The sequence below is a fragment of the Paenisporosarcina cavernae genome, assembly GCF_003595195.1.
Lineage (GTDB): Bacteria > Bacillota > Bacilli > Bacillales_A > Planococcaceae > Paenisporosarcina > Paenisporosarcina cavernae.
The window spans coordinates 617,637-644,200 of record NZ_CP032418.1 but is presented as its reverse complement, the minus strand read 5'-3'; the positions used below and the strand labels follow the sequence as shown (position 1 = coordinate 644,200).

The 26,564-nt window shown below is 37.9% G+C and carries 19 protein-coding genes; 3 read left to right on the top strand and 16 right to left on the bottom strand.

Annotated features, from left to right (window positions below):
- Positions 1-114: 114 nt before the first annotated feature.
- Positions 115-2,490, top strand: coding sequence for an accessory Sec system translocase SecA2 (gene secA2 / locus D3873_RS03225; RefSeq protein WP_119882670.1), 2,376 nt, complete (start codon positions 115-117; stop codon positions 2,488-2,490).
- Positions 2,477-3,373, top strand: a complete 897-nt coding sequence (locus D3873_RS03220) for an accessory Sec system S-layer assembly protein (RefSeq protein WP_119882669.1) — start codon at positions 2,477-2,479, stop codon at positions 3,371-3,373. Before secA2 ends, D3873_RS03220 begins: the two co-directional genes overlap by 14 nt.
- A 119-nt stretch (positions 3,374-3,492) precedes the next feature.
- Here the strand turns inward: D3873_RS03220 and D3873_RS03215 are convergent, their stop codons facing one another.
- The 16 genes from D3873_RS03215 to D3873_RS03140 form a co-directional block, all read right to left on the bottom strand.
- Positions 3,493-6,000, bottom strand: coding sequence for a phosphodiester glycosidase family protein (locus tag D3873_RS03215; RefSeq protein WP_119882668.1), 2,508 nt, complete (start codon positions 5,998-6,000; stop codon positions 3,493-3,495).
- Between the two features lie 213 nt (positions 6,001-6,213).
- Positions 6,214-6,834 (bottom strand): S-layer homology domain-containing protein, encoded by a 621-nt coding sequence (locus D3873_RS03210; protein WP_162920129.1) that lies wholly within the window; start codon positions 6,832-6,834, stop codon positions 6,214-6,216.
- 316 nt (positions 6,835-7,150) lie between these two features.
- Positions 7,151-7,645, bottom strand: a complete 495-nt coding sequence (locus D3873_RS03205) for a C40 family peptidase (protein ID WP_119882666.1) — start codon at positions 7,643-7,645, stop codon at positions 7,151-7,153.
- 209 nt (positions 7,646-7,854) lie between these two features.
- Positions 7,855-9,084, bottom strand: a complete 1,230-nt coding sequence (locus tag D3873_RS03200; protein WP_119882665.1) for an S-layer homology domain-containing protein — start codon at positions 9,082-9,084, stop codon at positions 7,855-7,857.
- A 14-nt stretch (positions 9,085-9,098) separates the two neighbouring features.
- Complete coding sequence (locus tag D3873_RS03195; RefSeq protein WP_119882664.1) at positions 9,099-10,322, bottom strand: S-layer homology domain-containing protein; 1,224 nt, start codon at positions 10,320-10,322, stop codon at positions 9,099-9,101.
- Positions 10,323-10,341: 19 nt separating this feature from the next.
- Positions 10,342-11,577, bottom strand: coding sequence for an S-layer homology domain-containing protein (locus D3873_RS03190; RefSeq protein ID WP_162920128.1), 1,236 nt, complete (start codon positions 11,575-11,577; stop codon positions 10,342-10,344).
- Positions 11,578-11,595: 18 nt separating this feature from the next.
- Positions 11,596-13,188: a M14 family zinc carboxypeptidase gene (locus D3873_RS03185; protein WP_119882662.1), complete on the bottom strand. Its 1,593-nt coding sequence runs from the start codon at positions 13,186-13,188 to the stop codon at positions 11,596-11,598.
- 153 nt (positions 13,189-13,341) lie between these two features.
- Positions 13,342-14,451, bottom strand: coding sequence for an acyltransferase (locus tag D3873_RS03180; protein WP_119882661.1), 1,110 nt, complete (start codon positions 14,449-14,451; stop codon positions 13,342-13,344).
- 252 nt (positions 14,452-14,703) lie between these two features.
- The gene (locus tag D3873_RS03175) at positions 14,704-16,140 is read right to left on the bottom strand and encodes a hypothetical protein (RefSeq protein WP_119882660.1); all 1,437 of its coding nucleotides are present in this window, start codon (positions 16,138-16,140) and stop codon (positions 14,704-14,706) included.
- Positions 16,141-16,402: 262 nt separating this feature from the next.
- Positions 16,403-16,774, bottom strand: coding sequence for a YkvA family protein (locus tag D3873_RS03170; RefSeq protein ID WP_119882659.1), 372 nt, complete (start codon positions 16,772-16,774; stop codon positions 16,403-16,405).
- Between the two features lie 348 nt (positions 16,775-17,122).
- Positions 17,123-19,639 carry an S-layer homology domain-containing protein gene (locus D3873_RS03165; RefSeq protein ID WP_162920127.1) on the bottom strand — a complete coding sequence of 839 codons (2,517 nt, stop codon included), beginning with the start codon at positions 19,637-19,639 and terminating at the stop codon, positions 17,123-17,125.
- Between the two features lie 313 nt (positions 19,640-19,952).
- A complete protein-coding gene (locus tag D3873_RS03160; RefSeq protein ID WP_119882657.1) occupies positions 19,953-21,326 on the bottom strand; it encodes an O-antigen ligase family protein in 1,374 nt (457 codons plus the stop codon).
- Between the two features lie 13 nt (positions 21,327-21,339).
- The gene (locus D3873_RS03155) at positions 21,340-22,446 is read right to left on the bottom strand and encodes a glycosyltransferase (RefSeq protein WP_119882656.1); all 1,107 of its coding nucleotides are present in this window, start codon (positions 22,444-22,446) and stop codon (positions 21,340-21,342) included.
- The gene (gene galU, locus D3873_RS03150) at positions 22,443-23,315 is read right to left on the bottom strand and encodes a UTP--glucose-1-phosphate uridylyltransferase GalU (RefSeq protein ID WP_119884464.1); all 873 of its coding nucleotides are present in this window, start codon (positions 23,313-23,315) and stop codon (positions 22,443-22,445) included. The genes D3873_RS03155 and galU overlap by 4 nt, the downstream gene beginning before the upstream one ends.
- Before the next feature lies 1 nt (position 23,316).
- Positions 23,317-24,603, bottom strand: a complete 1,287-nt coding sequence (locus D3873_RS03145; protein ID WP_119882655.1) for a nucleotide sugar dehydrogenase — start codon at positions 24,601-24,603, stop codon at positions 23,317-23,319.
- A gap of 14 nt (positions 24,604-24,617) precedes the next feature.
- Positions 24,618-25,331, bottom strand: a complete 714-nt coding sequence (locus D3873_RS03140; RefSeq protein ID WP_119882654.1) for a WecB/TagA/CpsF family glycosyltransferase — start codon at positions 25,329-25,331, stop codon at positions 24,618-24,620.
- Between the two features lie 121 nt (positions 25,332-25,452).
- On the opposite strand from D3873_RS03140, the gene csaB reads away from it, so the two are divergent.
- A complete protein-coding gene (gene csaB / locus D3873_RS03135; RefSeq protein ID WP_119882653.1) occupies positions 25,453-26,562 on the top strand; it encodes a polysaccharide pyruvyl transferase CsaB in 1,110 nt (369 codons plus the stop codon).
- The last annotated feature ends 2 nt before the right edge of the window (positions 26,563-26,564 follow it).

Below are 26,564 nucleotides of genomic sequence, written 5' to 3'. Positions count from 1 at the left end.
CTAGAATTGGCTGTTTCTACCTATAAAGACGTTTAGAATGGCACAGATGTTTCATAGTCTTTTTGTAATTTTTTTGTTAAAATAAGCAAGTGTGAATTTAAAGGAGAGAATTGAATGGTCTCACTATTTAAACGTTCCAACCAAACTAGTGAACGTGAACTAAAAAAATATCGAAAAGTAGTATCTCATATAAACGAATTAGAATCTACATTTGCCTCTTTGTCTGATGAAGAGTTGAAAGACATGACTTTTATATTTCGCGATCGCCTTGAAAAAGGGGAGAAACTAGAAGCGCTTATTCCAGAAGCTTTCGCAGTTGTTCGCGAAGCATCAAAGCGAGTGCTGAATAAACGCCACTTTGATGTTCAGCTGATCGGTGGACTTGTGCTATCAGAAGGAAATATTGCGGAAATGCCTACCGGAGAAGGAAAAACGCTTGTTGCTTCCCTCCCCTCTTATCTTCGTGCTTTAACAGGTAAGGGAGTTCACGTCATCACGGTGAATGACTATCTTGCCGAGCGTGATTTTAACGAGATTGGCCAAATCCATCGTTTCTTAGGTCTTACAGTTGGACTGAACGTCTCCATGTTGACGCCTTCTCAAAAACAGGCTGCTTATCGTGCAGATATTACATATGGTGTTGGTACAGAATTTGGTTTTGATTACTTACGGGATAATATGTCTCCATCTCGCGACAACCAAGTCCAACGTCCGTATCATTTCGCTATTATTGACGAAGTTGACTCTGTCTTAATTGATGAGGCGAAAACGCCACTAATCGTTGCAGGTAAAGCACAAGCAAATGCCTCACTTCACATGATTGCGGCTCGTCTAGCTAAACGATTTACAATTGAAGAAGATTACGAGATGGACGAAGAAACAAAAGCGACATCTCTTACAGATCTAGGGATTGAAAAAGTGGAAAAAGCATTTGGCGTTGATAATCTATACGATTTAGAACACCAATCGCTTTATCATTATGTCATCCAAGCTGTTCGTGCACATGTCATGTTCAAACGAGACGTGGATTATATCGTGAAAGACGATAAAATCATGTTAGTGGATATGTTCACAGGTCGTATTATGGAAGGTCGCACACTTTCAGACGGACTTCATCAAGCTATTGAAGCAAAAGAAGCCGTGACGATTACGGAGGAAAATAAAGCGCAAGCCCAAGTAACAATCCAGAATTACTTCCGTATGTATCCTACCCTATGTGGTATGACAGGAACAGCGAAAACCCAAGAACGAGAATTCCGAGACGTCTACGGAATGAATGTTATTCAAGTTCCAACAAACCGTCCAAAAATTCGGGAAGACTTGGAAGATATCGTTTACGAAACAACGGAGCAAAAATATACTGCTGTTGCGAACCGGGTGAAGGAACTTCATTCAAAAGGTCAGCCAGTTCTTATTGGAACTACGTCCATTTTACAAACAGAAGCAGTCGCGGAATATTTGAAAAAAGTCGGATTAGAATTTCAATTGCTAAATGCCAAAAGTGTCGAGCAGGAAGTGTATTTAATCTCGCAAGCTGGTCAATTAAATCAAATCACTGTCGCAACAAATATGGCAGGACGTGGGACCGATATCGTGCTTGGTGAAGGTGTTGCGGATGTTGGTGGACTATATGTCGTTGGTACCGAGAAGCATGAAAACCGTCGGATTGATAATCAATTACGTGGACGCTCTGGACGTCAAGGAGACCCTGGTACTTCCCAATTCCTTATTTCGTTGGAAGATGAAATGTTTACACGCTACGCGAAAGAGGAATTAGAGAAGTTCAACAAAAAAGTGCAATTAAATGAACTAGGCATTGTTCAAAATAAGGAAGTTAAAGAATTGACAGACCGGACGCAACGCATTGTAGAAGGCGCACATGCATCCATGCGCGAATATAACTTGAAACTGGATGATGTGATTAATGATCAGCGCTCAGTCATTTATACATTACGTGATCGAGTACTAGACCGTGACGATTTAATGTCTCTACTCATTACCATGCTGGATGAAACAGTTGAACACGCCATTGGGGAGGCAACTCCAGCGGAACTCGCTGCTCCTGAATGGGATTTCGCACGAATTGAATCAACGATTATGTCCTTAACTACTACTAAATTCGAATTAGATCGATCATTTGATAAAGTAAAGCTTATCGAGAAAGAAGTAGCACAACCAATAGAAACATTGAAGGAATTCATGCGCCAATTTGAAACGAACGATCGTGTGATGGCTACCATTCCAAAAGTCATGGTGTCGTATATCGATTCAATGTGGGTGCGCCATTTAGAAGCCATGTCTCGTTTAAAAGAAGGAATTGGCCTGCGTCAATATCAACAAGAAGATCCAATGCGTATTTATCAACGCGAAGGTCTGGAAATGTTTGCGATGCACTACCAAGAACTTCGTCGTTCCATCGCAAAAGAAATTATTGGGTTTATGAAAATGATCAACAAACAAGAGGAGGATACTTCCAATGGGTCTGTTTGATTTATTTAAAAAAACAGCACGATCTGGATCGGATACAACGATCAATTCGGAGGAAATCACTTCTTCTGAAACGGATACGTCCAGCGCGGGTTCGATAGAGACGACACTCTCTTATCACCCCGAATGGGATGTACCACAAGAACAACAATATGTATTTCAATTTTTGTCGAATGAATTACCAGCTCTAAAACCAAATCAGATTTCGTTATCGGGAATTGATTTAGAGAAAAATGAGGCATCGGGAGATTGGTATGTGAGCGCATTTGTTCGATCATCTTTACCAAAGCCGCTAACGTTAGATCAAGCTGAACTACTACTACTTGATTCGACTGGTGAAATCATCGCAGCAAAAGAATTTGACTTAGCAGAAGTAGGAGAACTTCCAGCATGTAGCGATCGTCCATGGACGTTTCAATTCGAAAAATCGTTAGTGGAAGAAAAAGAAGTCCCTACTGAAAATTGGTCGTTAGCATTTAATGTCCAATCACTTATACCACACCGATTAGATTTAGATATATCTTGGAATGAAGCATTGTCGGACGACCAAAAAGAGGCCCTTAGCGCTTTAGTTGCAAACTTACCGAAACTAGGAAAGCAAGAAATCAATATCACTGGTTTCCAACTGAAGCAACAAGATTCTGGTGCACTAGCAGTCTCTGTGTTCATCCGAAATGGCAATAAACAACACATTACACTTGAACAAATTCCACTGGAAGTTCTCGATGCCAATCAAGATTTAGTCGTTCGCGGTAGCTTTACGCTAGATAAATTAGAAGTACGAGCGAACACTACTAAACCTTGGACGTTCATTTTCCCAAAAGAAATGATCCAAAAAGAAGCAGCCGATTTCTCCAAATGGACAGTACGCGTCATTCAAAATTAATGTCAAAGCGGTTTCTTCGGAAATCGCTTTTTTTGATCAGAAATTTCCGTATTTAATCTTGCCTTCATTCAATCAAAACAAAAAAACGCGAGGCAACGTATGCCCCGCATCTCCATCATTTATTTTACGTTAAATTGTGTAATACTATCCTTCACCATTCGAGTTCCTCGATTGTTCTTCACTAAATGCGTCACAACTAAGCGGTAATTCTTTCCACTAGCATAGCCGCCTGTAGGTGCCTTGACGACAAGCTTGTTCGACGTTGTTCCTTTTGAAACCGTTACTGCTTGTCGATTTCCTTTTTGATCTTCTACATACACAAATTTAGAAGTCTGGAAACTTGTATTCATTTCTTGGTTAAATGTAATCGTAAATTCTTTGTCTTTCGCAACGAAACGAGCAGCTGAGTCTGCACTAAATGCGTCAGGTTGCGGAGTTGAAATTGAATAGATCGCTTGTAAGCCGTCAAACCATACTTCGCCTTTTGTCTTTTGATTCGATGCGAGTTCTGCAAGATAGATGCGTTGAACTTTTAGTGGTGCTTGAGCGGATGTCGGTATTTCGGCCTCGACATATTTCCAGCCTGACCAGTTCAATCCCTCATCATCAGTAAAATCAATGACAATTTCCTTGCCATTTACATCGAGTAGACTTCCACGAAGCCATCTGCTAGATCCGTCCCCATATACCCACATTCCTAATTTCTTCGGAGAAGCCTCTAACAAATAAGGTGTATTCCACTTTAAATAAGCTGCGGAAGTTCCATCTGAACCAGTAAAATCATACGAAAGCTTCACGGATTTTGCTCCGTTTTGTGCTTGAAGCGTAGACTCTTGTTTTAAAGTTGCTGTTCCACGAATTGCTTCTGTGGACAAACTAGTCGTACTTTCAAAGGACGACACATCCACAGCCTGGTTCGACACGGTTACAGGAATCGATACTTTTGTCGTCCCAAATGATCCGACAATTGCCCCTTTTCCTTCGACATTGCCTGCTGTAAACGTCGTGCCATTTAGACTTCCAACGCCACCACTTACAGTCCAGTTCACTGCTTGTGGATTAAAAATGACTTGTTGATTCTTGCTAATGCCTTTTACTTTCACGCTAGCTGTTTCCCCTGTACCAGTTCGAATCGATGTTGGGGATGCGATTAATTGATCAATTTGATCCGTCACCGTTAATGGGAATGAAACCGGTGCGCCATCATATGTTGCTTGAACAGTTCCTGTACCAGCTTTAACACCACGAACAACGTTTCCTTCAATCTCTGCAATACCATTACTAACAGAAACCAATTTTAACTTTGCGGGGTCAACTGGCAATGCATTATAGTACTGATCTAATACATAGTTCAACCTAAATCCTACAGTTGCTCCAACTGCTAGAATTCCAGCTTCTGTTTGTTCGGAATTAAAATGAGTTGGTGTGCCATATGGAGCAGTACTGATTGCTTCCAAAATTGCCGACACACTTCGTTCTCTGCCGTCAGATGGTCGATTGACTAATGACGGGTATACATCTCCATATTTTCTTGTAACCATCGTTGTCGACCCGCCACCATCTAAGTTGATCGCTTGTACAACGCCTAAAGAAACAAGATAGTTTGCAAACTCAGGCAATGTCATTCCTTGTGAATAACCGGATTGACGCCCGTCTACTGTCACAAAGAAAACACGTGATCCAGTGGCATCTGTTGCGACTGCTGTATGAGCAGTTCGTTCTGTTGCCCGGGGGCTACGCAAATCCATGGAGATATTTACTTTACCGTCTTGCACGAGAAGAGGACCTGACGCTAACATAAACTTACTATTGTCCCATGCAGCGTCCACATCCATTGTTAACGTAATGGCATCGTTCACTTTTAAATCTCGAATTTTATCGACTTCTGCTTTACCTACTGCTGAAATAACATACCCATAAGTTGGAATCGTCGCCGGATTAGGATCTCCGTAAGCACGAATAGACGTTACTTTTCCTTCTACCGGTTGCCCTAAAGAACGTCCAGAATCAACAGGTCCATTCGTTACAACCACTACTTCTAGTCCGGTAGCATTCGTCCGTGTCGTAGAGTACGACCATGACTTGGTGAATAAAATACTTTCATCCGGATTACGCTCTCGGTTATAAGAAGTTAAATCTGAAACAATTCCGTTATGCTCAATCGTCAACGATAAATCGTAAGGTGCAATCTTCCCTTTATTATCCGGTGTAACGCCAAACGCTGCCGGAGTGTACATAAAATCGTTGTAATTTGTGGACACTCGTCCTAAATTTAGGATTTGATCACCTTCTGCCAGAAAATAATTCGGCGTGCGGGAATCGTAATCAAAAAATGACGCATTGACTGCACCGACAACATGATTCTCTGCTCTCGTGTCTAATTGACTAAGAGAACTAACTGAACGCAGTGTCGTTAATGGATTCGATGTGCCAACATCAATTGTTGTAAATGGTTGATTCATATTGACGGACAATGTATTTATCTTTTGAGGATATCCGCTTGTCGTAGTCGATACCGCTTGGTGATACACACCTTGAGAAATCGTTGCAGCTAACGTAGGCAACGACGCACTAAAACTAAGGATCAAAACAATAACTACTAGAAAAAATTTATGTATAATTCGCATGTGATGCTCCTTTTTGGAAATAAATGAATTTGCTAACTAGAAATAGAAAAGAAAAAGAATCCGCCCAAAGTCACCTTTGAACGAATTCTCTTTCTTGCCTCAACCAGTCTCATACGTCTCTATAGAAAATAAAACAGGAATCTTACTACATGTTAATTTTACCATATAGATTGACAAGTACAAGAAAGAAAATGTTTGAAATCTTAAAATATTTTATTCGACCGAAATTACTTCTGGGGGAACATCTGCTTGTTCTCCTTCAGCCCGGAAAACGAACAAAGCAAACTCTCCACGAGTGATCACGGCTGTTGATCCAAAAGAAGTGGCAGTTTTACCTTGTGTAATATTATTTTCAACCAAAGCAGCAACAAATGGAACGAAACGTGGATTGACATCGGTAAAAGGAATGACATCGCTTGAAGCTGTTAAATCGTATGTATTTGCGATTACTTTCGCCATTTCCGCACGAGTCATCGAATCATATGAGCCAAATTGTGTAGTCGTTTTCCCGTTAATCACACCTGCTTGGGATAACGCATTCGTTGCCCATGCACGATCAGCAGGAACATCAGAGAATCCTGCGTCTTGATACGAAGTGTTTGGAGTAAAACCAAGCACTCTTGCTACCATTACAGCAGCGTCTATTCGTTTAATGGACGCACTTGTTCCAAACTGAGTATCGGAAAATCCTTGTGCATACCCTTTATCCGTTATAAAAGCTACAGCCTCATAATACCGATCACTCACATCTGTATAAGAAGATGCCGCCTTACTTGAAGTCCCTAAACCTACAATCAACAAAATACTACTCATCATAACAATAATTTTTTTCATACTAGACTCCTTTCTCTCTTCTATACTACTAAAATATCCCATTCAATTCATGAACAAAAATGAGCATTTTTTTACTATCTTTAGCTACAACTACCTAGTTTGTAAGTAATTTAAGAATGGAATTTTATAAAACTTCAATCAATCGGTGAATTTGTTCCTGTTTCGGTGATGGAGCGACCTGTGTACTATCATCGCTTTTTTAAAATCTCCTCTTTCATTCCATCAAAACTCATTATTTGAACAATTGAAATGTACGTACATAAGAAAAACGCTTTATTGCGAGAAAAATCACAATAAAGCGCTTTTGTATGACAAATTATTTAGAAGCTACCGTGGCAACATTTGCAACGCGTTTCGCACCGATGTATTTATCTCCCCAGTAATAAGGATCGTTCAATTTAGCAATCGATACTCCCTTACTTGAAGATGAATGAACAAACTTCCCATTTCCTATGTATATACCAACATGTGATACACCTTTACCTGAAGTATTAAAGAACACTAAATCTCCTACTTGAAGACTTTTCTTTGCAACTGATTTTCCTGTAGCGTACATCCCTGCAGATGTTCTAGGTAAATTCACCCCAGATGATTTATAGACATATCCGATAAATCCAGAGCAATCAAATCCTGCCGTTGTCGTTCCACCACGCTTGTACTTCACTCCAAGTACAGAAGACGAAGTAGTAACAATCTGTTTTGAATTTAAGGAACTTGCCGCTTGGGCTTCTTGAGAAAAAGCTGAAAGCATGAGTACAGCAATAATAGCGATGACCGAAATCAATTTAAGCATCTGAGACTTTACTAACATGTATAGGTTCCTCCACTAGGCGATAAGATACAATTTTCTGAAAAATCAACTGAATTTATCTTACCATGAGGTAAACCTATTTTATTTTACAATTGTGTAACAAAAACATTACAAAAATTCTCTCGTCCATATTCTTTCTACACATTAGACTATTTGAAGTGCGGATATACAGCAAAAAACCTACTTGCTTGGATGCAAGTAGGTTTCATTCATCTCGCTTCTTCAGTTACTCTCGCAGTCAGTGGATTAAATCCAACTAAATGAGTGTTACCATCTTCAATCACTTCATATAATTCAACATTTCCATCATCGCTCATTCGCATAAACGAAATTGACCTTACTTTCCATTTGTAATAATCATAAAGTTGGTGGGCAATATATGCCTTCACTTCATCCTCTGTTAGTTGCAGCGGCTTTTCCTCAAATGAAGACGACTTCAAGGTTTTCAACTTCCATTCACCATCTGTTTTAATGATTTCAACTGTATAATTTTTCCCATTTAAATACAAATCTTCTGGCACAGCAGTCTCTAAAACGATTCGATTGTCCGTTTCAACCACTAACTCGTACTTTAATGCAAAATCCATATTTCGAAGAACAACTCCATCGCAGTGATTACAGCTATTCTTATAGATAGTCACTAGTTCACTATAAGCTGTATTTGTAGCTAACTCTTTCAAATCTGCCGCAATATCGTTTTCCTTCTGATTTGGATAATAGACATTTAGTGCTTGATTCATCAAAACACGGATTTTACGAATTAATTCATCCGTAACCATTTGAATCTCTTGATCATTATACTCACTACCCAATCTTGTCTTATGTGCTCTTTCTAAGAATGCTGCCATTTCTTGTTTCGTGATGAAATCATTTGAGCCATACTGAGTAACCGTTTTTCCTCGGGTTATATTTTCCGCATAAATCGAAGATACATATGGATAGAATCGATCGTTTACATCGGTAAAGGGAACTGGCTCACTTGATTCATTCAACTCGAATGCCTTTGCGATAATTTTGGCCATTTGTGCTCGAGTCAACTTCTCATTGGGGCGAAACGTACCATCCGGATATCCGTCAATCACATCTTTCGCTGCCATAGTTGAAATTGCTTCATAATTTGGATGTCCTGTTTGCACGTCATTAAAAGCCATCTTTTTCTCATCAAAACTCATACCGAGCAACTTGTACAAATAGTTAGCTGCTTGTGCACGAGTAATTTCATCTAACGGATACATTTTGTTGCCCAAATTTAAAGGAATACCATTGTCGTGCCCTACTATTCCACGAAGATACATGGAATACACTGGCTCATATAATTTGTTATGAATCGATAAATCACTAAAAATTGAATCTCGTACAGATGAAGATGCTGCTTCAGCATTTCCAACACCTGTTGTCACCATAGCTGCAATTGCAATACTTGCTAGCCATTTTTTCATCGTATCCCCCCTATTTATTCTTCTAACACAAATGCAGTAGTTGGTTTAAATTGTACGATTTTTGTTTGACCATTCGATATCACTTTATAACGGTCAAAATTAGATTCAGTACTTTTCCCGATATATTCAATAGAACTCACATTCCATCCAAAACTTGAACGAAGCGTATAAACAATATAATCACGTGCTTCATCAGAAGTCATTTGTACAGGGTTCTCATCAAATGAGCTAGTAGTCATCGATTTTAACTTCCAAGCACCATCTTGTTTAACCATCTCTAACCGATAATTTCCACCAGAGAAAAACAAACTTTCAGGAATTGCAGAGTCAATCACGATTCGATTATCCGTTTGAGCAACAGCCTCATACTTCAAAGCAAAATCCATATCTCTTGTAACATCTGCTCCATCACACGCATAACAACTATTCAAGTACATTCCACTCACCATGGAGAAAGCTGGTTCTGTAGAAAGATTGCTTAATTCAGTTGCGATATCACTGACTTGTTGATTTGGATGTTTTTCTTCTAAACCTTGCAGCATTAAAATACGGATTTTACGAGTTAGTTCATTCGTCACCATCATGATTTCGTAATCATTGTACTCGCTACCAAGTCTTATCTTATGTGCACGGTCCATAAATGCAGCCATTTCTTGTTTCGTGATAAACTCATTCGAACCATACTGAGTGGCCGTTTTCCCACCCGTAATATTTTTCGCATAAATCGCAGATACGTATGGATAGAATCGTTCATTTACATCTGTAAAAGGAATAGCTTCATTTGATTCTTTTAACTCAAATGCATTGGTAACAATTTTTGCCATTTGAGCACGAGTCAATTTTTCATTCGGATGGAACGTTCCATCTGGAAATCCATCTAACACTTCGTTCGCTGCCATCGTGGCTATCGCGTCATAATTAGGATGAGTTGAGGGCACATCACTAAATCCATTCTCCTCAATTAATGTCATCCCGAGCAAATTATATAAATACTGAGCTGCTTGTGCGCGGCTAATTTCCTGCAAGGGATATACTCGATCCCCTCCATTTAATGCGATACCTTCCTCATACTCCATCACTTCACGAACATACATGGTGTAAACGGATTCATACAACTTGTTATTTATCGACAGATCACTAAATACAGATTCTCGTACAGAAGTTGATGCTGCTTCTGCTGTTCCCATACTTGTTGTCACCATCGCCGCTATTGCTAAACTCGCGATCCATTTTTTCATTTGAATGACTCCTTTCCTATTAAATGCCTAAATCTTCTTGAATCATGGCGCTAGAAGGTTTGTAAAAGATTCTAAATGTCTCTCCGTTAACAGTGAATTGGTATCTGTCATATAAGCCATTTTCACTTCTTCCGTTGTAAGTTAATGAACGGACGATTCCTCCATACATGGAGCTTAGTTTAGATATTAAATACTCTTGCGTTTCATCATCTGACAACTGAAGTGGTTCCTCGTCAAAAGACTTTAGTTTCCAGTTCTTTAATTTCCAGGTACCATTTTGCTTTGTCATCTCTAACTCATAATTTCCACCTAGATCGAAAAGATTTTCCGCTACAGCGGATTCAATCACGATTCGTGTATCTGACTTTGCAAGCACATTGTACTTTAGCTCAAAATTCATATCGTTCATTACAAAAGGAACATCACAAGCGACACAACTAGCTTTATAGATATTGCCAATCATTGAGTAGGCAGGTTCAATCGTCAGTAACTTTAAATCTGATTCAATATCCGACAACTGTTGTGGTTTAGGATGTCTTGCGAGGAATCCTTGTACCATTAGAATACGGATTTTTCTAGTCAATTCGTTGGTTTTCATCTTTATTTCATTATCATTGTATTCACTGGCATTGCGGAAATTATAGCCTCTGTCCATAAATGCTGCCATTTCTTGTTTCGTGATGAACTCATTCGAACCATACTGAGTTGCCGTTTTCCCATCAGTGATGTTTTTCGCGTAAATAGCTGAGACATATGGAAAGAATCGTTCATTTACATCTGTAAATGGGATTGGCTCTGTAGATTCTTTCAATTGGAACGCATTTGCAATAATTTTCGACATCTGTGCACGTGTTAATTTTTCACTTGGATGGAACGATCCATCAGGATATCCATCCACCACATGGTTTGATGCTAATGTTGATATTGCTTCATAATTAGGATGATTCGCTGACACATCCGTAAAAGCAGTTTTTCCTTCTAATGTAAGACCCAATAAATTATATAAAAACTGTGCAGCTTGCGCTCTGCTAATTTCCTGCAAAGGATATACTCTGTCTCCACCATTTAATGCGAGCCCTTCCTCAAACTCCATTACTTCACGCACATACATCGTATAAACGGATTCATATAACTTGTTATTTATCGATAAATCACTAAATACAGATTCTCGAACGGAAGCTGATGCTGCTTCTGCTGTTCCAATACTAGTCGTCACCATCGTCGCTATTGCTAAACTTGCTAACCATTTTTTCATTCCATCCATCCTTTCTTTTTATCTTGATGCCGCCTCTGTCGCGATAAACATACCTACCTTATGATTCTGTTTCCATATTGCTGGCCAATACGAAGTTGGAACCGGTCTATCTCCCACAAAAGGAGATATTTCAATCGTTAATGCTGGTCGCTTTTTCTCTTGAATAAACCAATCAGCAGAGGATCCAGACCCGATTAAATACATCGGATCCAACACACGATAGCCTGTTAAACGAGATACTTTCCCTGCTAAACCAACATCTCTGTTTAAATCCGAACCTTTTTGCCAATTAAACCAGTAAATCACTTGTCCAGACGTATGATAGGACATATTAGATAAGAAATCTCTACTATTGATAAAATCTCGAAGCGCTTGTGATTCTGGTTCTGAAAATGCTTTAGGGCCTTTGTATAAATGATAGGCAGGTTTTTTGGCAGACACATTCAATGCGCTCCACTCGGAGTCAAAGTTATTATTTAAATCAACTCCTCGAACGTTCGACTTCCATCTTGCAAAATTAGTGCTTCCACCATTAATCTTACGAGCAAGTTCACCGTTTTTAACAGCCTTCATCCCGCCTTGAACAAGCGTAACGCCATCAGGATTCATCATCGGAACAAACCATATGGCCACTTTATCCAATACTTCTCTAGGTTTGTAACCCGCCCAAGATGCATTATTTCGATAATGAATACTATACGAATCCATCATCTCTAATAGAACATTTGTCGTCATATGCTCACGCGCATGAAGGGCTGCATCGAACAATACCTCTTTCTTCCCTTTTCCGATTTTTAAGGCATATATAGCGCGACCTTCCAAAGACAATCCAATTTGTTTCAGCTCCGTAAACTCAGGATACATCGCATGAATTACTTGTGTGTAAAAACTCATTTCACTATGCGAAACAGTTTGAGCTCCTTGGAATAAATCCTTGGAGTAAAGTAAGTTAAATGGAACCTTCGCTTCCCGTCCGATAAAATTGACGATCGCGTATTCTCCATCGATTCCATTTATCGCTACAGGGTAACTACGAGGATATGTACCTAAACGTTCACCTTCTGGACTAAATACAGGTAAATGATTTTCTGCCAAAAGAGTAGTCGGTATTACAGCTTTCCGAGGTGCGGAAGCGTTCACTTCTAAAGAAGTAGGCATAGTTCCTTCAATTGGAACATACACAAGTTGATTTCCAACATGAATGATATGATACTCATCCGTTTGTCCATCCCGTTTCCAAGCAACTCCAGGAAATATATTCCCTTTCTCCAGTAGTTTGCCGTTTTTTAAGATATAATAAGGAACACTAGCAGCATATACTTCAAACTTTTTAACCGTTTCCGGAAACAAAACATGAGATTCTTTCGTCTTCACGTATCCTTGGATTTCACCGTTACTCACCTCAAAATAGTTGGGCGATGTGTGAAGAATAGTCCAATTTGATTTTTGACTAGTGACTGTAAGAATTGTCGAAGTAGAATCTGGAGAAACAAAAATAGAAATACCTTTCTCAATTTCCACAACAAATTGTTCTTCTGCTTTCACCGGAGAAATAAATAAAATCTTACAAAAACAAACAATTAATGCGGAATACCATATTTTTCTACACATTCCACCATTCTCCTCTCTTCTTAATAGTATACATAAAAAAAGAATAGTCTGAATATGAAGCGAATAGACTAATCCCCTTATATTCGCTAGTTCATTTGAATGAGTTTAAAAAATGCTTTTCCAATCATACGATTAGAAAAGCATTTGAAATAATTAATTGACTTTTTTATATGCTTGCCAAGGTAGGTAGGAGTTTTTTGGAAGTTTTCCAAAAACAAAACTTGCAAAAGGCACAAATCGGTGGAATGACCAGATGATGAGATAGCATAATAAGAGCGTGAAAATATACTGAATCATAATCGTTAAGTGAAATGATCCTGGAGTGCCTCGAGTTGGTATCCACTCCATGACATAATACAAAACAAGTGGATGGAGTAAATAGAAACCAAAAGAATAATAGGCAATAGACTTAATCATGGAGGTCATATTGGTAGAAAGAGTCAAAACAAGTTTTTCGGAAAGCAAGTAGACGAAATAACTTCCTCCTATAATAAATGTCATCGTAATAAGACGGTACAATTCAATTGGAATACTAAGAGTCGCTATATACATATTTTGGTACCGAATGAAGACAGTAGCTATTCCAGCGATAGCAAAAATAATTCCCCATATACTGATCTTTTTGTTCGATACCTTCAATTGCTGTTCTTGAATTGTAAGACCTATCCAACCTCCGACTAAAAACGAACCAAAGGATTCTAAAAAGAACGGAATATCAATAAGACGAAATGTATAATCAAGCAAGAAAAAAACAAATTCAATGAATATACCGATAAGAGCTAAATATTTTTTGACCGAAGGTAACCATTTTACAATGCTCATAACTAAAGGAAACACAAGATAAAATTGTACAACAATAAAGATAAAATATAATTGATAATGACTTTGTCCGGTAACAATTCTATTTAAAACATCTGATGAATTCCATTCTCTCGTTTGTAAATAAACTGCATGGATCTCATAAACAAGCGACCAAACAACAAATGGAATTAATATGTATACAACACGCTTTTTCCAATAAGTAAGTAACGGCGGCATATCAAACTTTCGATCTTGATAATTATAAAAGAAAACAATTCCAACAAGCATGATAAAAATACCAGACTCTACACGCGTTATATTATTAATAAAATGATAAAAACGAGATTGGAACGTGTTTACATCAAACAAATGTCGATACTGCGCAGTCGTATGAATCAATACTACCATCATCATCGCCGACAACCGCAAATAATAGATCGATTTTATCTCTTGTTTGATCATTCGAAACACCTCCTATAAAAAGTGTAACATAAGAGGTTTTGAAAATCGTGAAACAACAAGAGAAAAGACCTCCTCATAAGCGAAAATCCAATCAAATTATAGACAATATCTGAATTGTTTTGAACACTAGCACCTGTAAAATTTTTCATGCTTTAAATTATAGACATATCTCACATTTAATGTAGAACCGTAAAAATTAATATAAACAAAAAAACTCTGTGAGAATTTTCTCACAGAGTTTTAAAAATAAAATTATTTAGCTACAGAGATTGAACCTGTAGTTTTAAGTGTATTTGCAGGTGTACCAGCATCAGTAACATCATTCGTATTTAGTACGTTAACAGTCACTGTGTCACTTAAGTTGTTTACAACAGTAGTAGCATCCAATGTAATAATGTACTTAGAATTGTCTGCTCCAGCTGCTACAGTAGTAACTGTTGCTTTTGAACCATTGATATAAACTTCGAAGTTATCATTATCTGTAAGTGAAGCAGCAGTCATTAATTCAGAGAAGTTTAATGCAATTGTATCAGCAGCAGTTAAAGTTGCAGAAGTAATTGTCGGTTCTACATTTTCATCAAAGATAACTTGCTCTGTATGAGCATCCATTACTACTACATTAACGCCTGTAACATTATTAACTGTGAAGTTTCTAAGTCCATCAGTTGTAATAGCTCCATCTTTTAAAGTTAATGTAACTGTTTGTTGGTCACCGTCAAAAATAGCACTGCTAAATACTGACTGCCCTTCAACTTTGTAGTTATTAACGTTTAATGCAGTAGCAGCTGTTACAAGATCACTGAAGTTGACAGTAAACTTATTAACATCTCCAATTGTAAATTGAGTAATAACACTGTTCACTGTAGGTTTAGCTGTATTAGCAACTGTACCTAGAGCAAAACTAACTGATTTACTAGCACTTGCATTAGTTGATGCATCTGTAGCATAACCAGCAGGAAGAGTTACTGTGTAGTTACCCGCAGTATTACCAGTTAAATTAACTCTAACTGATTCATTAATACCGTCTCCATTAGCATCATACAAGCTTGTAGCTCCAAGATTAGCAACATTTTGTGTAACTGAGTTAGCGTCTGTGTAAGTTCCAGATACAACGCCTGCAGTAGAAGCAACAGCTTCGTTATTTCTAACAACAAGGTATTGTACGCCAGCAATTGTTTGAACTGAGTGTTTAACATACGTAGGTGCAGTAGTATCAGCTGTAAATTGAGCTAATGTAGAGTAAGCTAAACCAGCATTTCCACTTGGATCTGTATATCCAGCAGTTACTGAAACTGTTTGTACACCAGTTACAGGAGTGGTTAAAGTTACGTTATATTTAGTAGGATCTGTCAAATCTTGTGTAACCGTTGCAGCTCCACCACCAGTTACTGTTACAACAGGAACCGCTGAAAGTGCTTCAGAGAATTTCACAGATAGATTTGAAGTTCCAGAAGTAGTAACACCGGTAACTGTAGGAGCAACTGTATCTGTTTTAGACTTAACTACGTTAACTGTCACAGGGTTTGGAGTGATTAGGTTATTTCCCTTATCATAAGCACCAACCATCGTAACAGTATATGAACCCTCAGGTGCTGCTGATAAATCAACAGCTACTGATTTTCCATCTGTTGATAATGAACCAATAGCTATATTACTATTAGAAACAGTTACAGTCCCTAAGTTAGCCATTGGCTCACTAAAATGAATAACAGAATGCTGATAATCTGAGTAAGTTGTGCTAGTGATAACAGGACGAGTTGTATCTTCATATGTGAAAACTTGTGTAAACTTTTCAGTTTTAACCGAAGTATCCTCAGCAGTTGCGACAGGATTAACTACAAATATAACATCTGTTACTTCAACATCAATTTTTTCAATTTGTTAATTTAGCATTTTCTAGATTAGTAGATGAATACCTTAATGTTTAGAAAAACGAAATACAATATATTAACTATTTCAATTTATCATCTATTTCAGATGTATCTATATTTTCTCCAAACCAATCTTTAAGCTTATCTTTTGCATGTTTTTTTATGTCTTCATCAATATACATAGCTACTTGAAACAATGCCGCAGTTATCATACCTAAATCATCAACAAAACCTACTCCCAAAGTGACATCTGGAATTATATCAATAGGGAATATAAAATAACCTAATGCCCCTGCTATAGTAGCTTTAGCTCTCAAAGGAATATCAGGTTTCTGCAATGTGAAATAAAGTATTAGTACAGCATATATAACATTGGAACCTGCCTTTTTTGCGAATATTTGAACTTTATTCCAAGATCCTTCATTTGAGTAATATTTTTCATGTTCTTGCATTCTTGGTTCCTCAATAGTCTTCGTAACTAATTCTATTTCTTCAAGTTTGATTCATCTGGGTTTATCTGTTCATCACATACTTCAAAAACATCTTGTTTTTTCTTTCTGAATTTTTCAAACATAGAATATCCTCCTTAATGTTCCACTAAAAAATAGAATTACATATTGATAATATAATAGTTCGACTATATAAATACTTTATATAAAAGATGATTTTCTAATAATCAAAATAATCACAAACCTTAAAACAAGAATATTATGTATAAAAAAATCCCTGTAGAATTTCTACAGGGATTTTAATACTATTACAAAATAGTATAAATTAACCAGGAATACCTCTTGTTGGTATTATTTAGTTACAGTTACAGAAGTGAATGTTGGATGCGCATTACCATTAGCATCTTCAACATCGAAATCTACAGTTGGTTTAAGCGTAATTGTAGAGTTATATTCTGTAGCATTTAATGCATCAGCTAAAGTTAATGTAAATGTTCTAGCATCAGTTGATGCTTCAGTAACTCCAGTTTCAGCTACTCCATTAACGAATACTTCAAAATCAGCTTCAGCAAGTGCTTCTTGAATGCTAAGAACATTCATATCTTCATTGAATTTTAAAGTAATAACATTGTTAGCAGTTAATACAGCTGAAGATAAAGCAGGAGCTGTGTTTTCAGTGAAAGTCTCAATACGTGTAACAGTATTCATAAGATTTCCAGCAGTATCTTTAATGTTTTTAATGACAACTTGATAGTCACCGTTTAACTTAATAGCACCTGCTTTTAATGTTAAACGAACTGTCGTTTTGTCACCATAGAATACAGCAGAATCGAATACTTGTTTTCCTTCAACTGTATAGTTAGCTAGATTTAATGCAGTTTCGTTTGAAACATCTTCGCTAAATGTAACTTCAACTGTATCGTTATCGATAGATTGAACGTCAACTCCTGCGATACCAGGTTTAGTAGTATCTGTAGAAGTAAGGTCACCTAAAGTAACTTTTACAGTAGTTGCAGCGTTATCGTTAGTGTTTTGAGATGTATCAGTAACTAAACCAGAAGGTAAAGAAATTGAGTAAACTCCAGATTTAAGTGCATTTCCTAAACCATCGAAATCCTCTGTATTGATAAGTACTGATTCATCAACGCCATTTTCATCTAAATCAACAGCTGCTAGAGAAGAAGCTGCAATTGTACCAGTTTTGTAAACTCCATCTTGTACATAAGAGAAATTAACTGTTTGCGCATTTAATGTTACTTCCTCAGTGAAAGTTACAGCTATATAACGAACACCTGATAATGTTTTTACTGAAGTTGAAGCTACAGTAGGATTAGTAGTATCTGCAGCAAAGTTTACTAATTTGCTGTAAGGATTACCAGCGTTAGCAGAAGGATCTTCATAAGAATCAATTGCAATAGCATGTGGACCAGCTGATAGTGGTGCACCTAAGTCAACAATAAATTCTGTTCCAGCGTCATTCATAGTAGCATTTGCACTGTTTACTGTTACAGGTGTACCAGAAGCGTCTACATCATAAGTGAAGTAAGTTCCAGTAGTATCAAGTGCTTCAGAGAATACTACTTTAAATTTGTTAGTATCCAAAGAAGTAACACTTGTTACTGTTGGAAGAACTGAATCTACTTCAGTTTTTGTAATATTAACAACAGCTGGGTTAGGAGAAATTAAATTTCCACCAAGATCTTTTAATCCCACGATTGATAATGAGTATGCTAATCCTTTAGTGAAACCAGCAGTATTTACTGTGAAAGATTTTTTGTCAGCTGATAAAGTATAAAGAGTAGTATCAGTGATATCTGCTCCATTAGCATCTGTTACAGTGATGTAATCTGCTAGTTCTGTTCCATCTAAAACGTCAACAGCTTCTGATAATGTAACTTTAGCAGTTGCATTAGTTGGGTATGAAACTCCAGTTACAGTTGGACGAATTGTATCTTCAAAAGAAAATACTTGTGTATATTTAGCTGTTTCAACTGAAGCATCAGCAGCAGTTTGAATTGGCTCTACTACAAATACAGAATTAGTTACTTCAACATCGCTTGCATTAGCAAACTTCAAAGTAACGGATTTTTTGTCGCTATTTAATGTTGCTGAAGTTGGAGATACAGCACCAATTTTGTAGTTTCCTACAGTTTCAGCATCAGTTTTATCAAGTAATACGCTAAAGTCTACAACTACTTCAGTTGCGTTAATCGCACTTACTGAAACAACTTCAGGAGTTGCTGGAGTCATAGTCTCCGCTTTGTAAACAAAGATTGCATACTCTCCACGAGTGATTGGATCGTTAGTTCCGAATTGAGTAGCTGATTTACCTTGAGTGATTCCAGCTTCTACTAATCCAGCAACTGCTTCTTTATAACGATCAGCAACGTCAGTGAATTTCAATTCAGAAACATCACCTTCTAAGTTATAAGCTGCAGCACGTGCCATAATTAAAGCAACTTCACCACGAGTGATTGGATCGTTAAATCCAAAGTTAGTAGCAGTTTTACCATTAATGATACCTGCTTCTTTTAACGTGTTGATGAATAGAGCTCCACGAGTAGGAACGTCAGAGAAACCAGATGGAGCAGCGTTTTCGTCTTCAACGATTCCTAAAGCTTTTGCAAGGATGATTGCTGCATCCCCACGTTTGATGTCCATTTGAACGCCAAATTGAGTTTCTGTATATCCTTGTGAGATATTGTTTTCTACTAAGTAGTCTACTGCCACTTTGTAGTTTGCAGAAACATCCGTGAATGCTGCTGTGTTAGAGTTTGCAGACGCTACTGGAGCGATTGCTGATGCTACTAATGTAGCTGTCGCTGCAGTTGCAACGAACTTTTTGTACGACTTTGGTTGATAAGCCATGTGTAGTATTCCTCCTGTTTTTTCGTTCTTCTGTGATTTGGTTGGATTCTCCAACATTATTACACAGTTTAAATTGTAACAACAATTCTCACTATATGCTACTATTCTTTGACAATATTCACGAGAATATTAAATTCCGTTTACATTTCTAGAATGGTAGAACAGTAAAAAGTTGCCACTCTTTAAACTTCTATTCTATTTTAGCAAATAAATAATGAATATCAACTAATATCTGTATATTTCACGTATATTTTTAGAAAATTACCAAAATAGGCCAATCGGTCGCACACCGATTGGCCTATTTTCTGAAGTTTTATAGTTTAATAGTCGGTGTCCATCGGTTCATAAATGCAAGAAGCATTGCTAAATAGATAGACACTGCTGGAGCAGTAAAGACATGTCCAGCTGTATATGCTATTCCTAATCCTAGTAATAATGCTACACCATATAACATATATTCGTATGTGAAATATTCTTTCAGATTTTTAACGAATTTTACAATTATGCGGACTGCATAATAGAAAAAAGGTGTCATTAAATAGATGAAACCTAGCCATCCAAATGAGTAAAACAAATCGTAAAAATCCATTTCTATCATTTTCAGATCTTTTCCAAGTTCTTTCTCATCGTAATTACCAGCAAATCCCATACCGAATATCTTTTGTGTAGTTGGTGCTTGATTGAAGTCTTGAGCAAATTCTTTTACGTATTTCTCTCTTGAACTAAAGACCAGATTTTGAAATTCTTCTTCTGTAATAACCGGTTCTTCATCTTCAGGTTCTACTTCACCTGGTGCGTCTTCTCCACCAAAATCAATGTTTAATAAGTCAAGGTGCGCATACATGTTACTAAAAACAGGTGTGAAAGGTGTAGCAACAGCAAGTAAAACTATAAGAGAAACAGAAACGACGAAATTAGATTTCACTTTTTTTGTTGCTTCTTTTTTCCAAAACCAAATAATCAGGCTACCGATTGCAACTGAAAGTAACACGACAAGAATTCCACCATACCCCACCTTTGTTCCAAGTGCTAGCATTCCCATTGAAAGCATGACAAACGGAATCCAAAACCATGGTTTTTTCGCATTGGCAGTCCGTTCAATTGCATACAAAGCGACGATTGGAAGCACCATTGCCATGATTGCTCCGATTTCGTTTCCTGCAAAGAACCATCCAGAAAATCCTTTTTTGTAGGATGCATAGTTCGCTAGGCTTGTACCCGTTATTTGAGCCAAAATAAAGACAAGTCCAATGATAACTCCTGAGTAGAATAAATAAGAAGTTGTCTTTTTTTCTACATCTACTTTTAATCGAGTTAACTCCTCATAAACAAGTAAGAACCCTAGGAAAACAACGTGGAAATAGACCACTTTATTGAAAAACTTTAGTTCGTCAAATAAATAGTACGGATCTTTAGTGGAAGTATTTAGATAGATATTGATGACGATCATGATAGCAAGCCCTATTAAATAGACGACAAAGAGTTTTGCTTGTTTCGATTTCATCGCAAATAGTAAGAGGAGAACTCCCATAAGCACCATAAATGCTACACGGATTATTACACCAAATGTAACATCAATTTCTAACACGTAAATGGAGAATGTTGTTAACACATCGATTACCGGTTGAACGATAATGAATGCAAGTATATATAGAAGATATTTTTTTTGAAGTAATGTTTGTATCATTTTAAAATCCTTTTCATCCCTGCTCAATTGAAGAAAAAATTTGAGCTAATTTTGGTTGTACTGCTTTTTGTTCATACGTTTGCGCCGTAAGGTACGCTTGTTCCGCAATTTTTTCTCGTTCTAACCTAGAAAGAGATAACACATGCACTAGTTTTACATATAAATCGTTCGCATTGCTTGGTTCAAATAACCACCCATTTTTTCCGTCTACTGTATAATCCAGCAACCCAGCCATCGCACTTCCAATAATAGGTGTGCGACAAGCCATTGACTCTAGTCCAACTAGACCTAAGCTCTCGCCTTCTCGTATGGTTGGAAAGACGAATACTTCAATGACATTGTAGATTTTCGCTAAGTCTTGTTGTTTCATCAATGGAAAATGAATAAGATGGTTTTGAAGGTTTTGATCAAGAACGCTTTGTTTGAAAGCGTCCTCTTCTTTTCCAGAACCCACCACAATAAAACGAACATCAGAATCTCTATTCTCCTGAATGTATTGGGCGGCCGCTTCTACAAAGAATTGCCATCCTTTACCTACGTCTAACCGATTTACTAATCCTACGTAGCGAAAACTTGGATCTAGTCCTAAGTCAGAACACAATGAGTCACGATTTTCGTGTTGCGGGTAAAATACCGTTTCATTCACTCCACCAGAAGGGAATACCTCGATTGGAGTTGTAACACCGTATTTTTTTCGAACAAGCTTCTTATAATAATTTGATGGTGTAATAATTGTGGTTGATATTTCGAGCAATCGCTTAACATATGGCTGAAACTTTTCCTGCGATTGTACTTCAGGAACAACATCACTACCATGCACATTAGTCACAATTTTTACAGAAGGTTTCATTTTTTTTAGCAATAAAAGTGGGAATGCGTTATGTGCAGCATAATGGACATACAAAACATCAATGTCAGTCCGTAAGCCGTTTTTCACAATGGAGGCATAGTATTTCGCATATCCAAGTAACTTTGCCACTTTCCCCATTTTTTTCTGAAGCACTACTTTTTCCACATTAAAGCCAGCATCTAGCAAAATATTCTCTGTATTTCGCACAAATACACCGTAGCTCGGAAATGCTTTTGATGGGTACATATTTGCTACTAACAAAATCTTCATGAATACTTCTCCACTTGCTTTTTCATATAGGCAAGTAAATCATCCCGAAGTTCAGGACGCTTCAACGCAAATTCAATAGTTGTTTCCACAAAACCTAGTTTTTCTCCCACGTCGTATCGGCTTCCTTCAAATGCATACGCATAAACCGACTGCTCTCCGTTTAACTTTTCAATCGCATCTGTTAATTGTATTTCGCCACCTGCACCAATTTCCTTTTCTTCTAAAAATGAAAAGATTTCAGGAGTGAAGACGTAGCGACCGATGATTGCCATGTTCGATGGAGCAGTCCCAGCAGCTGGTTTTTCCACAAACTTTTTCACATCATACAGTGGTCCTTCCTTACTTTCAGGATCAATAACCCCATACCGATGCGTTTCATCTTCTGGTACTTCCATCACTCCAATGACGGATGATTGCGTTTTTTCGTATTGGTCAATTAATTGTTTTAAGCATGGTGTTTCGGCTTGAACTATGTCATCTCCGAGAAGAACAGCAAAGGGTTCATCACCAATGAATTTGCGCGCTGTCCATACGGCATGTCCAAGGCCAAGGGGTGCTTTTTGACGGATGTAGTGTATTTCCACTTTACCCGACTCTTGCACTTCCTCTAGCAATTCCATTTTGTTTTTATCTTTTAACGTCGTTTCAAGCAACGTGTTTGTATCAAAGTGATCCTCTATTGCACGCTTGTCTTTCCCAGTGACAATAATAATATCTTCTATACCAGAAGCAATCGCTTCCTCGACGATATACTGAATGGTCGGTTTATCAACAATTGGCAACATTTCTTTTGGCATTGCCTTTGTTGCAGGAAGGAATCGAGTGCCTAGCCCTGCGGCTGGGATAATGGCTTTACGGACTTTCTTCATATTAATAGTCCCCTCCATTTTTCGAGTCTCCTAAAACGTACACATCAAATCCTGCTTCTTCCCACTTCGAACGATCTAAACAATTTTTCGTATCGATGACTACTCTTGTCGCCATTTCTTTTCCTACTTGTTCCGGATCTAGTGCTCGGAATGCTTGATGATCCGTTAAAATGAGTAACCCATTTGCGTCTTTTAATGCTTCTTGTTGATTTTGCGTTTGTTCGTCTAAATTATTGAGTTTAATATGCGGGTCAAACGCAGTTAAATTAACTTTCCGTCCGCGCAATTGCTTCACGACATCAACTGAAGGACTTTCACGCATGTCATCGATGTTCCCTTTAAAAGCTAGTCCAAATACAGCGACTTTCGGTGCATCAATTCCTTTTGCTCGAAGTAGGTCGACCGTCATTTGAGCCGTATATGATGGCATGCCGTCATTTGTTTGACGAGCAAGGTGAATGATTTTCGCTTGTTCTGGATCAAGCTCGACTAAAAACCATGGATCGACGGCGATACAGTGCCCACCAACGCCTGGTCCAGGCATATGAATATTCACGCGTGGATGGAAGTTCGCAAGCCTGATTGCCTCCCAAATATTTACGCCAAGTGTTTTTGCAATTTTTGCAAGCTCGTTGGCAAATGCGATATTCACGTCACGATAGGTGTTTTCCATCACTTTAACAAGTTCAGCTGTTGTCGCATCTGTTTCATGCATTTTCCCCACAACAAAGGATTCGTATAATTCCGTTGTCATTTTAGCGGATGCCGAATTTATACCACCGATGATACGATCGTTTGACACTAGTTCTTCAAATACTCGTCCTGGAATCACACGCTCAGGTGAATGAGAAACAAATAATTCCGTGCCGATTTCTAATCCCGCTTGAATAAGCTCTGGCATCATAACGTCTTCCACTGTACGTGGTGGAACAGTCGATTCCAATACGACTAAATTGCCTTTTTCTAAAAATGGTACGACTGATGCTGTAGCGGTACGAACATATTCTAGATTAGCTGTCTTGTCTTCTTTAATTGGAGAAGGCACAGCAATGATAAAGACATCTGCTTTAACAGGTGAAGTCGATACAGTGAGATTACCTGAATCGATGGCATCATTTAATCGTTCTTGTAAACCATTTTCTTCAATATGTAATTGTTTCGCTGCAATCATGTCGACTGCTTTACTATTTACGTCCATCCCGTGGACTTTGTGTCCGTGGTTGGCAAACATCACCGCTGTAGGAAGTCCAATGTATCCAAGACCTACAACACAAATTGACTTTTTCATGTTGGTGCTCCTTCTCATTTTTTATCGGTTAAAATTTTGAATAAAAAGATGGGTAAATTCATTTGTCGTTTGATTCGACTTGGATTGCTCATTAATCGGTACAACCATTCCAATCCAAATTTTCTAAAAATCGCTGGCGCTCTCTTAACGGTTCCTGAGAACACATCAAAGCTTCCACCGACTCCTTGAAATACTTTGACGTTAGGTAAGTTTGCTAAGTTCCGTTTTATGAAAAGTTCCTGCTTCGGACTTCCCAGTGCAACAAACAAGATTCGAGCTCCTGAAGTATGTATTCGTTCGACAAGTTTCTCTTCATCATGCACATATCCATTGTCGTATCCTGCGACTTGTAAATTGGGTCGATCTTTTTTAATAGAAGAAATTGCTTTTGTAACCACTTCTTCTTTTGCGCCATAAAAATAGACAGGAAGCCCTTTTTCAGCAGCAAAATCAAGTAATCTCGCCATCATATCGACACCGGTAACGCGGGAACGAATAGTTCCATTTTTCAACTTGGAGGCAAGCAACACGCCAACTCCATCTGGAATTTGGAAGGTCGATTCATTGATTAATGTTTTCAATTCATCATTCTTTTGTGCTGCAATTATTTTTTCTGGATTTACCGCGATAATGGTCGATTGCTCACCAGTGGCTATACGCTTGTCCAACTGCTCTATAATTCCCTCATATGTATACGAAGAAACCTTAATATTTAAGTACGTTTCCATTCATTTCTACCTACCATTCATGCGCATTCAATTTACATAGTATAGCAGATTCTGCGGTTAGTTGCACAGACGTACGGACAAGTGATAAAATTTGGTCATATGTCAATAGGAGGAACACATTTTGAAAATCGTACTTTCAGGCTTTTATGGCCTTGGCAATACAGGTGATGAAGCAATTTTAAAAGCAATTGTCGACAATTTACGTGTCGAATTAGATAACCCAGATATTACCGTCTTTTCATTATCGCCAGAAAATACCGCAAAAGAACACAACGTTAAATCCATTTACCGTGGTTGGAGACATCAAAACAAAGAAAAAGTACAAGCACTTCGTGAAGCAGATTTACTCGTTTCTGGTGGTGGCGGATTACTTCAAGATACGTACCCCACGAAATTCTTGTTTGGTCCACTTCCATATTACTTACTCATCGTTTTCCTCGCAAAACTATGCGGGGCAAAAGTGATGTTTTTCTCCCAAGGAATCGGACCTGTTACATCTACGTGGGGCAAAATCTTGATGAAGGTTTTTGCGAACATGGCGGACTTTGTCACAGTTCGGGATAGCTACTCGAAAGAGTATTTACATTCTTTAGGTGTAAAGCGTCCGGAAACGGTTGTAACAGCTGATATCGTCTTTGCTTTTCAAGCGGACCAAGATGACATAGCGTATGAATCCCTTGCATTAACTGGCAATGAAAAAATTGTTGCTGTTACCGTTCGACCTTGGTTCGATCATCCAGATTATATCGAAAAAATGGCACACGTATTAGATGCATTAATCGAAGAACGAGGAGTACTTCCTGTTTTCGTTCCAATGGAAGGAAAATACGATGTTCCTGCTTCGAATGACGTGTTATCCCTCATGAAACATGCGGACAAAACGAGAATGTTGGGTTCGGACTACACGCCGAATCAATTTTTGAATTTCATCCAACATGCTGACTTGACGATTGGCCTAAGACTCCACGCCCTTATCTTCTCTGCACTCAGTAATGTGCCGCATTTAGGATTTAGCTATGATAAAAAAGTAGAAAGTTTCTTGAAACGATCTGGAATGTGGGACTACTCCTTCCGATTAGGCGAAATTGATGAACAAAAGCTTTTACAGAATGCATTATATTTACTTGATAATAAAGATACCGCACAACAAACGATGGAACCGAACGTCGAAGCACTTCGTCAAGAAGCAAGACGTAACGTAACATTATTGAAAGAAAAATTCGGAAAGTAAAG

Bases quoted from the DNA above. Each gene is read 5' to 3' on its own strand.
- D3873_RS03145 (WP_119882655.1), bottom strand. From the start codon at position 24,603: ATGAAAAAGTCAATTTGTGTTGTAGGTCTTGGATACATTGGACTTCCT.
- D3873_RS03140 (WP_119882654.1), bottom strand. From the start codon at position 25,331: ATGGAAACGTACTTAAATATTAAGGTTTCTTCGTATACATATGAGGGA.
- D3873_RS03205 (WP_119882666.1), bottom strand. From the start codon at position 7,645: ATGTTAGTAAAGTCTCAGATGCTTAAATTGATTTCGGTCATCGCTATT.
- D3873_RS03195 (WP_119882664.1), bottom strand. From the start codon at position 10,322: ATGAAAAAATGGATCGCGAGTTTAGCAATAGCGGCGATGGTGACAACA.
- D3873_RS03155 (WP_119882656.1), bottom strand. From the start codon at position 22,446: ATGAAGATTTTGTTAGTAGCAAATATGTACCCATCAAAAGCATTTCCG.
- D3873_RS03190 (WP_162920128.1), bottom strand. From the start codon at position 11,577: ATGAAAAAATGGTTAGCAAGTTTAGCAATAGCGACGATGGTGACGACT.
- secA2 (WP_119882670.1), top strand. From the start codon at position 115: ATGGTCTCACTATTTAAACGTTCCAACCAAACTAGTGAACGTGAACTA.
- D3873_RS03180 (WP_119882661.1), bottom strand. From the start codon at position 14,451: ATGATCAAACAAGAGATAAAATCGATCTATTATTTGCGGTTGTCGGCG.
- D3873_RS03215 (WP_119882668.1), bottom strand. From the start codon at position 6,000: ATGCGAATTATACATAAATTTTTTCTAGTAGTTATTGTTTTGATCCTT.
- D3873_RS03160 (WP_119882657.1), bottom strand. From the start codon at position 21,326: ATGATACAAACATTACTTCAAAAAAAATATCTTCTATATATACTTGCA.
- D3873_RS03185 (WP_119882662.1), bottom strand. From the start codon at position 13,188: ATGTGTAGAAAAATATGGTATTCCGCATTAATTGTTTGTTTTTGTAAG.
- galU (WP_119884464.1), bottom strand. From the start codon at position 23,315: ATGAAGAAAGTCCGTAAAGCCATTATCCCAGCCGCAGGGCTAGGCACT.
- D3873_RS03220 (WP_119882669.1), top strand. From the start codon at position 2,477: ATGGGTCTGTTTGATTTATTTAAAAAAACAGCACGATCTGGATCGGAT.
- D3873_RS03210 (WP_162920129.1), bottom strand. From the start codon at position 6,834: ATGAAAAAAATTATTGTTATGATGAGTAGTATTTTGTTGATTGTAGGT.
- D3873_RS03200 (WP_119882665.1), bottom strand. From the start codon at position 9,084: ATGAAAAAATGGCTAGCAAGTATTGCAATTGCAGCTATGGTGACAACA.
- D3873_RS03170 (WP_119882659.1), bottom strand. From the start codon at position 16,774: ATGCAAGAACATGAAAAATATTACTCAAATGAAGGATCTTGGAATAAA.
- D3873_RS03165 (WP_162920127.1), bottom strand. From the start codon at position 19,639: ATGGCTTATCAACCAAAGTCGTACAAAAAGTTCGTTGCAACTGCAGCG.
- D3873_RS03175 (WP_119882660.1), bottom strand. From the start codon at position 16,140: ATGGCTAACTTAGGGACTGTAACTGTTTCTAATAGTAATATAGCTATT.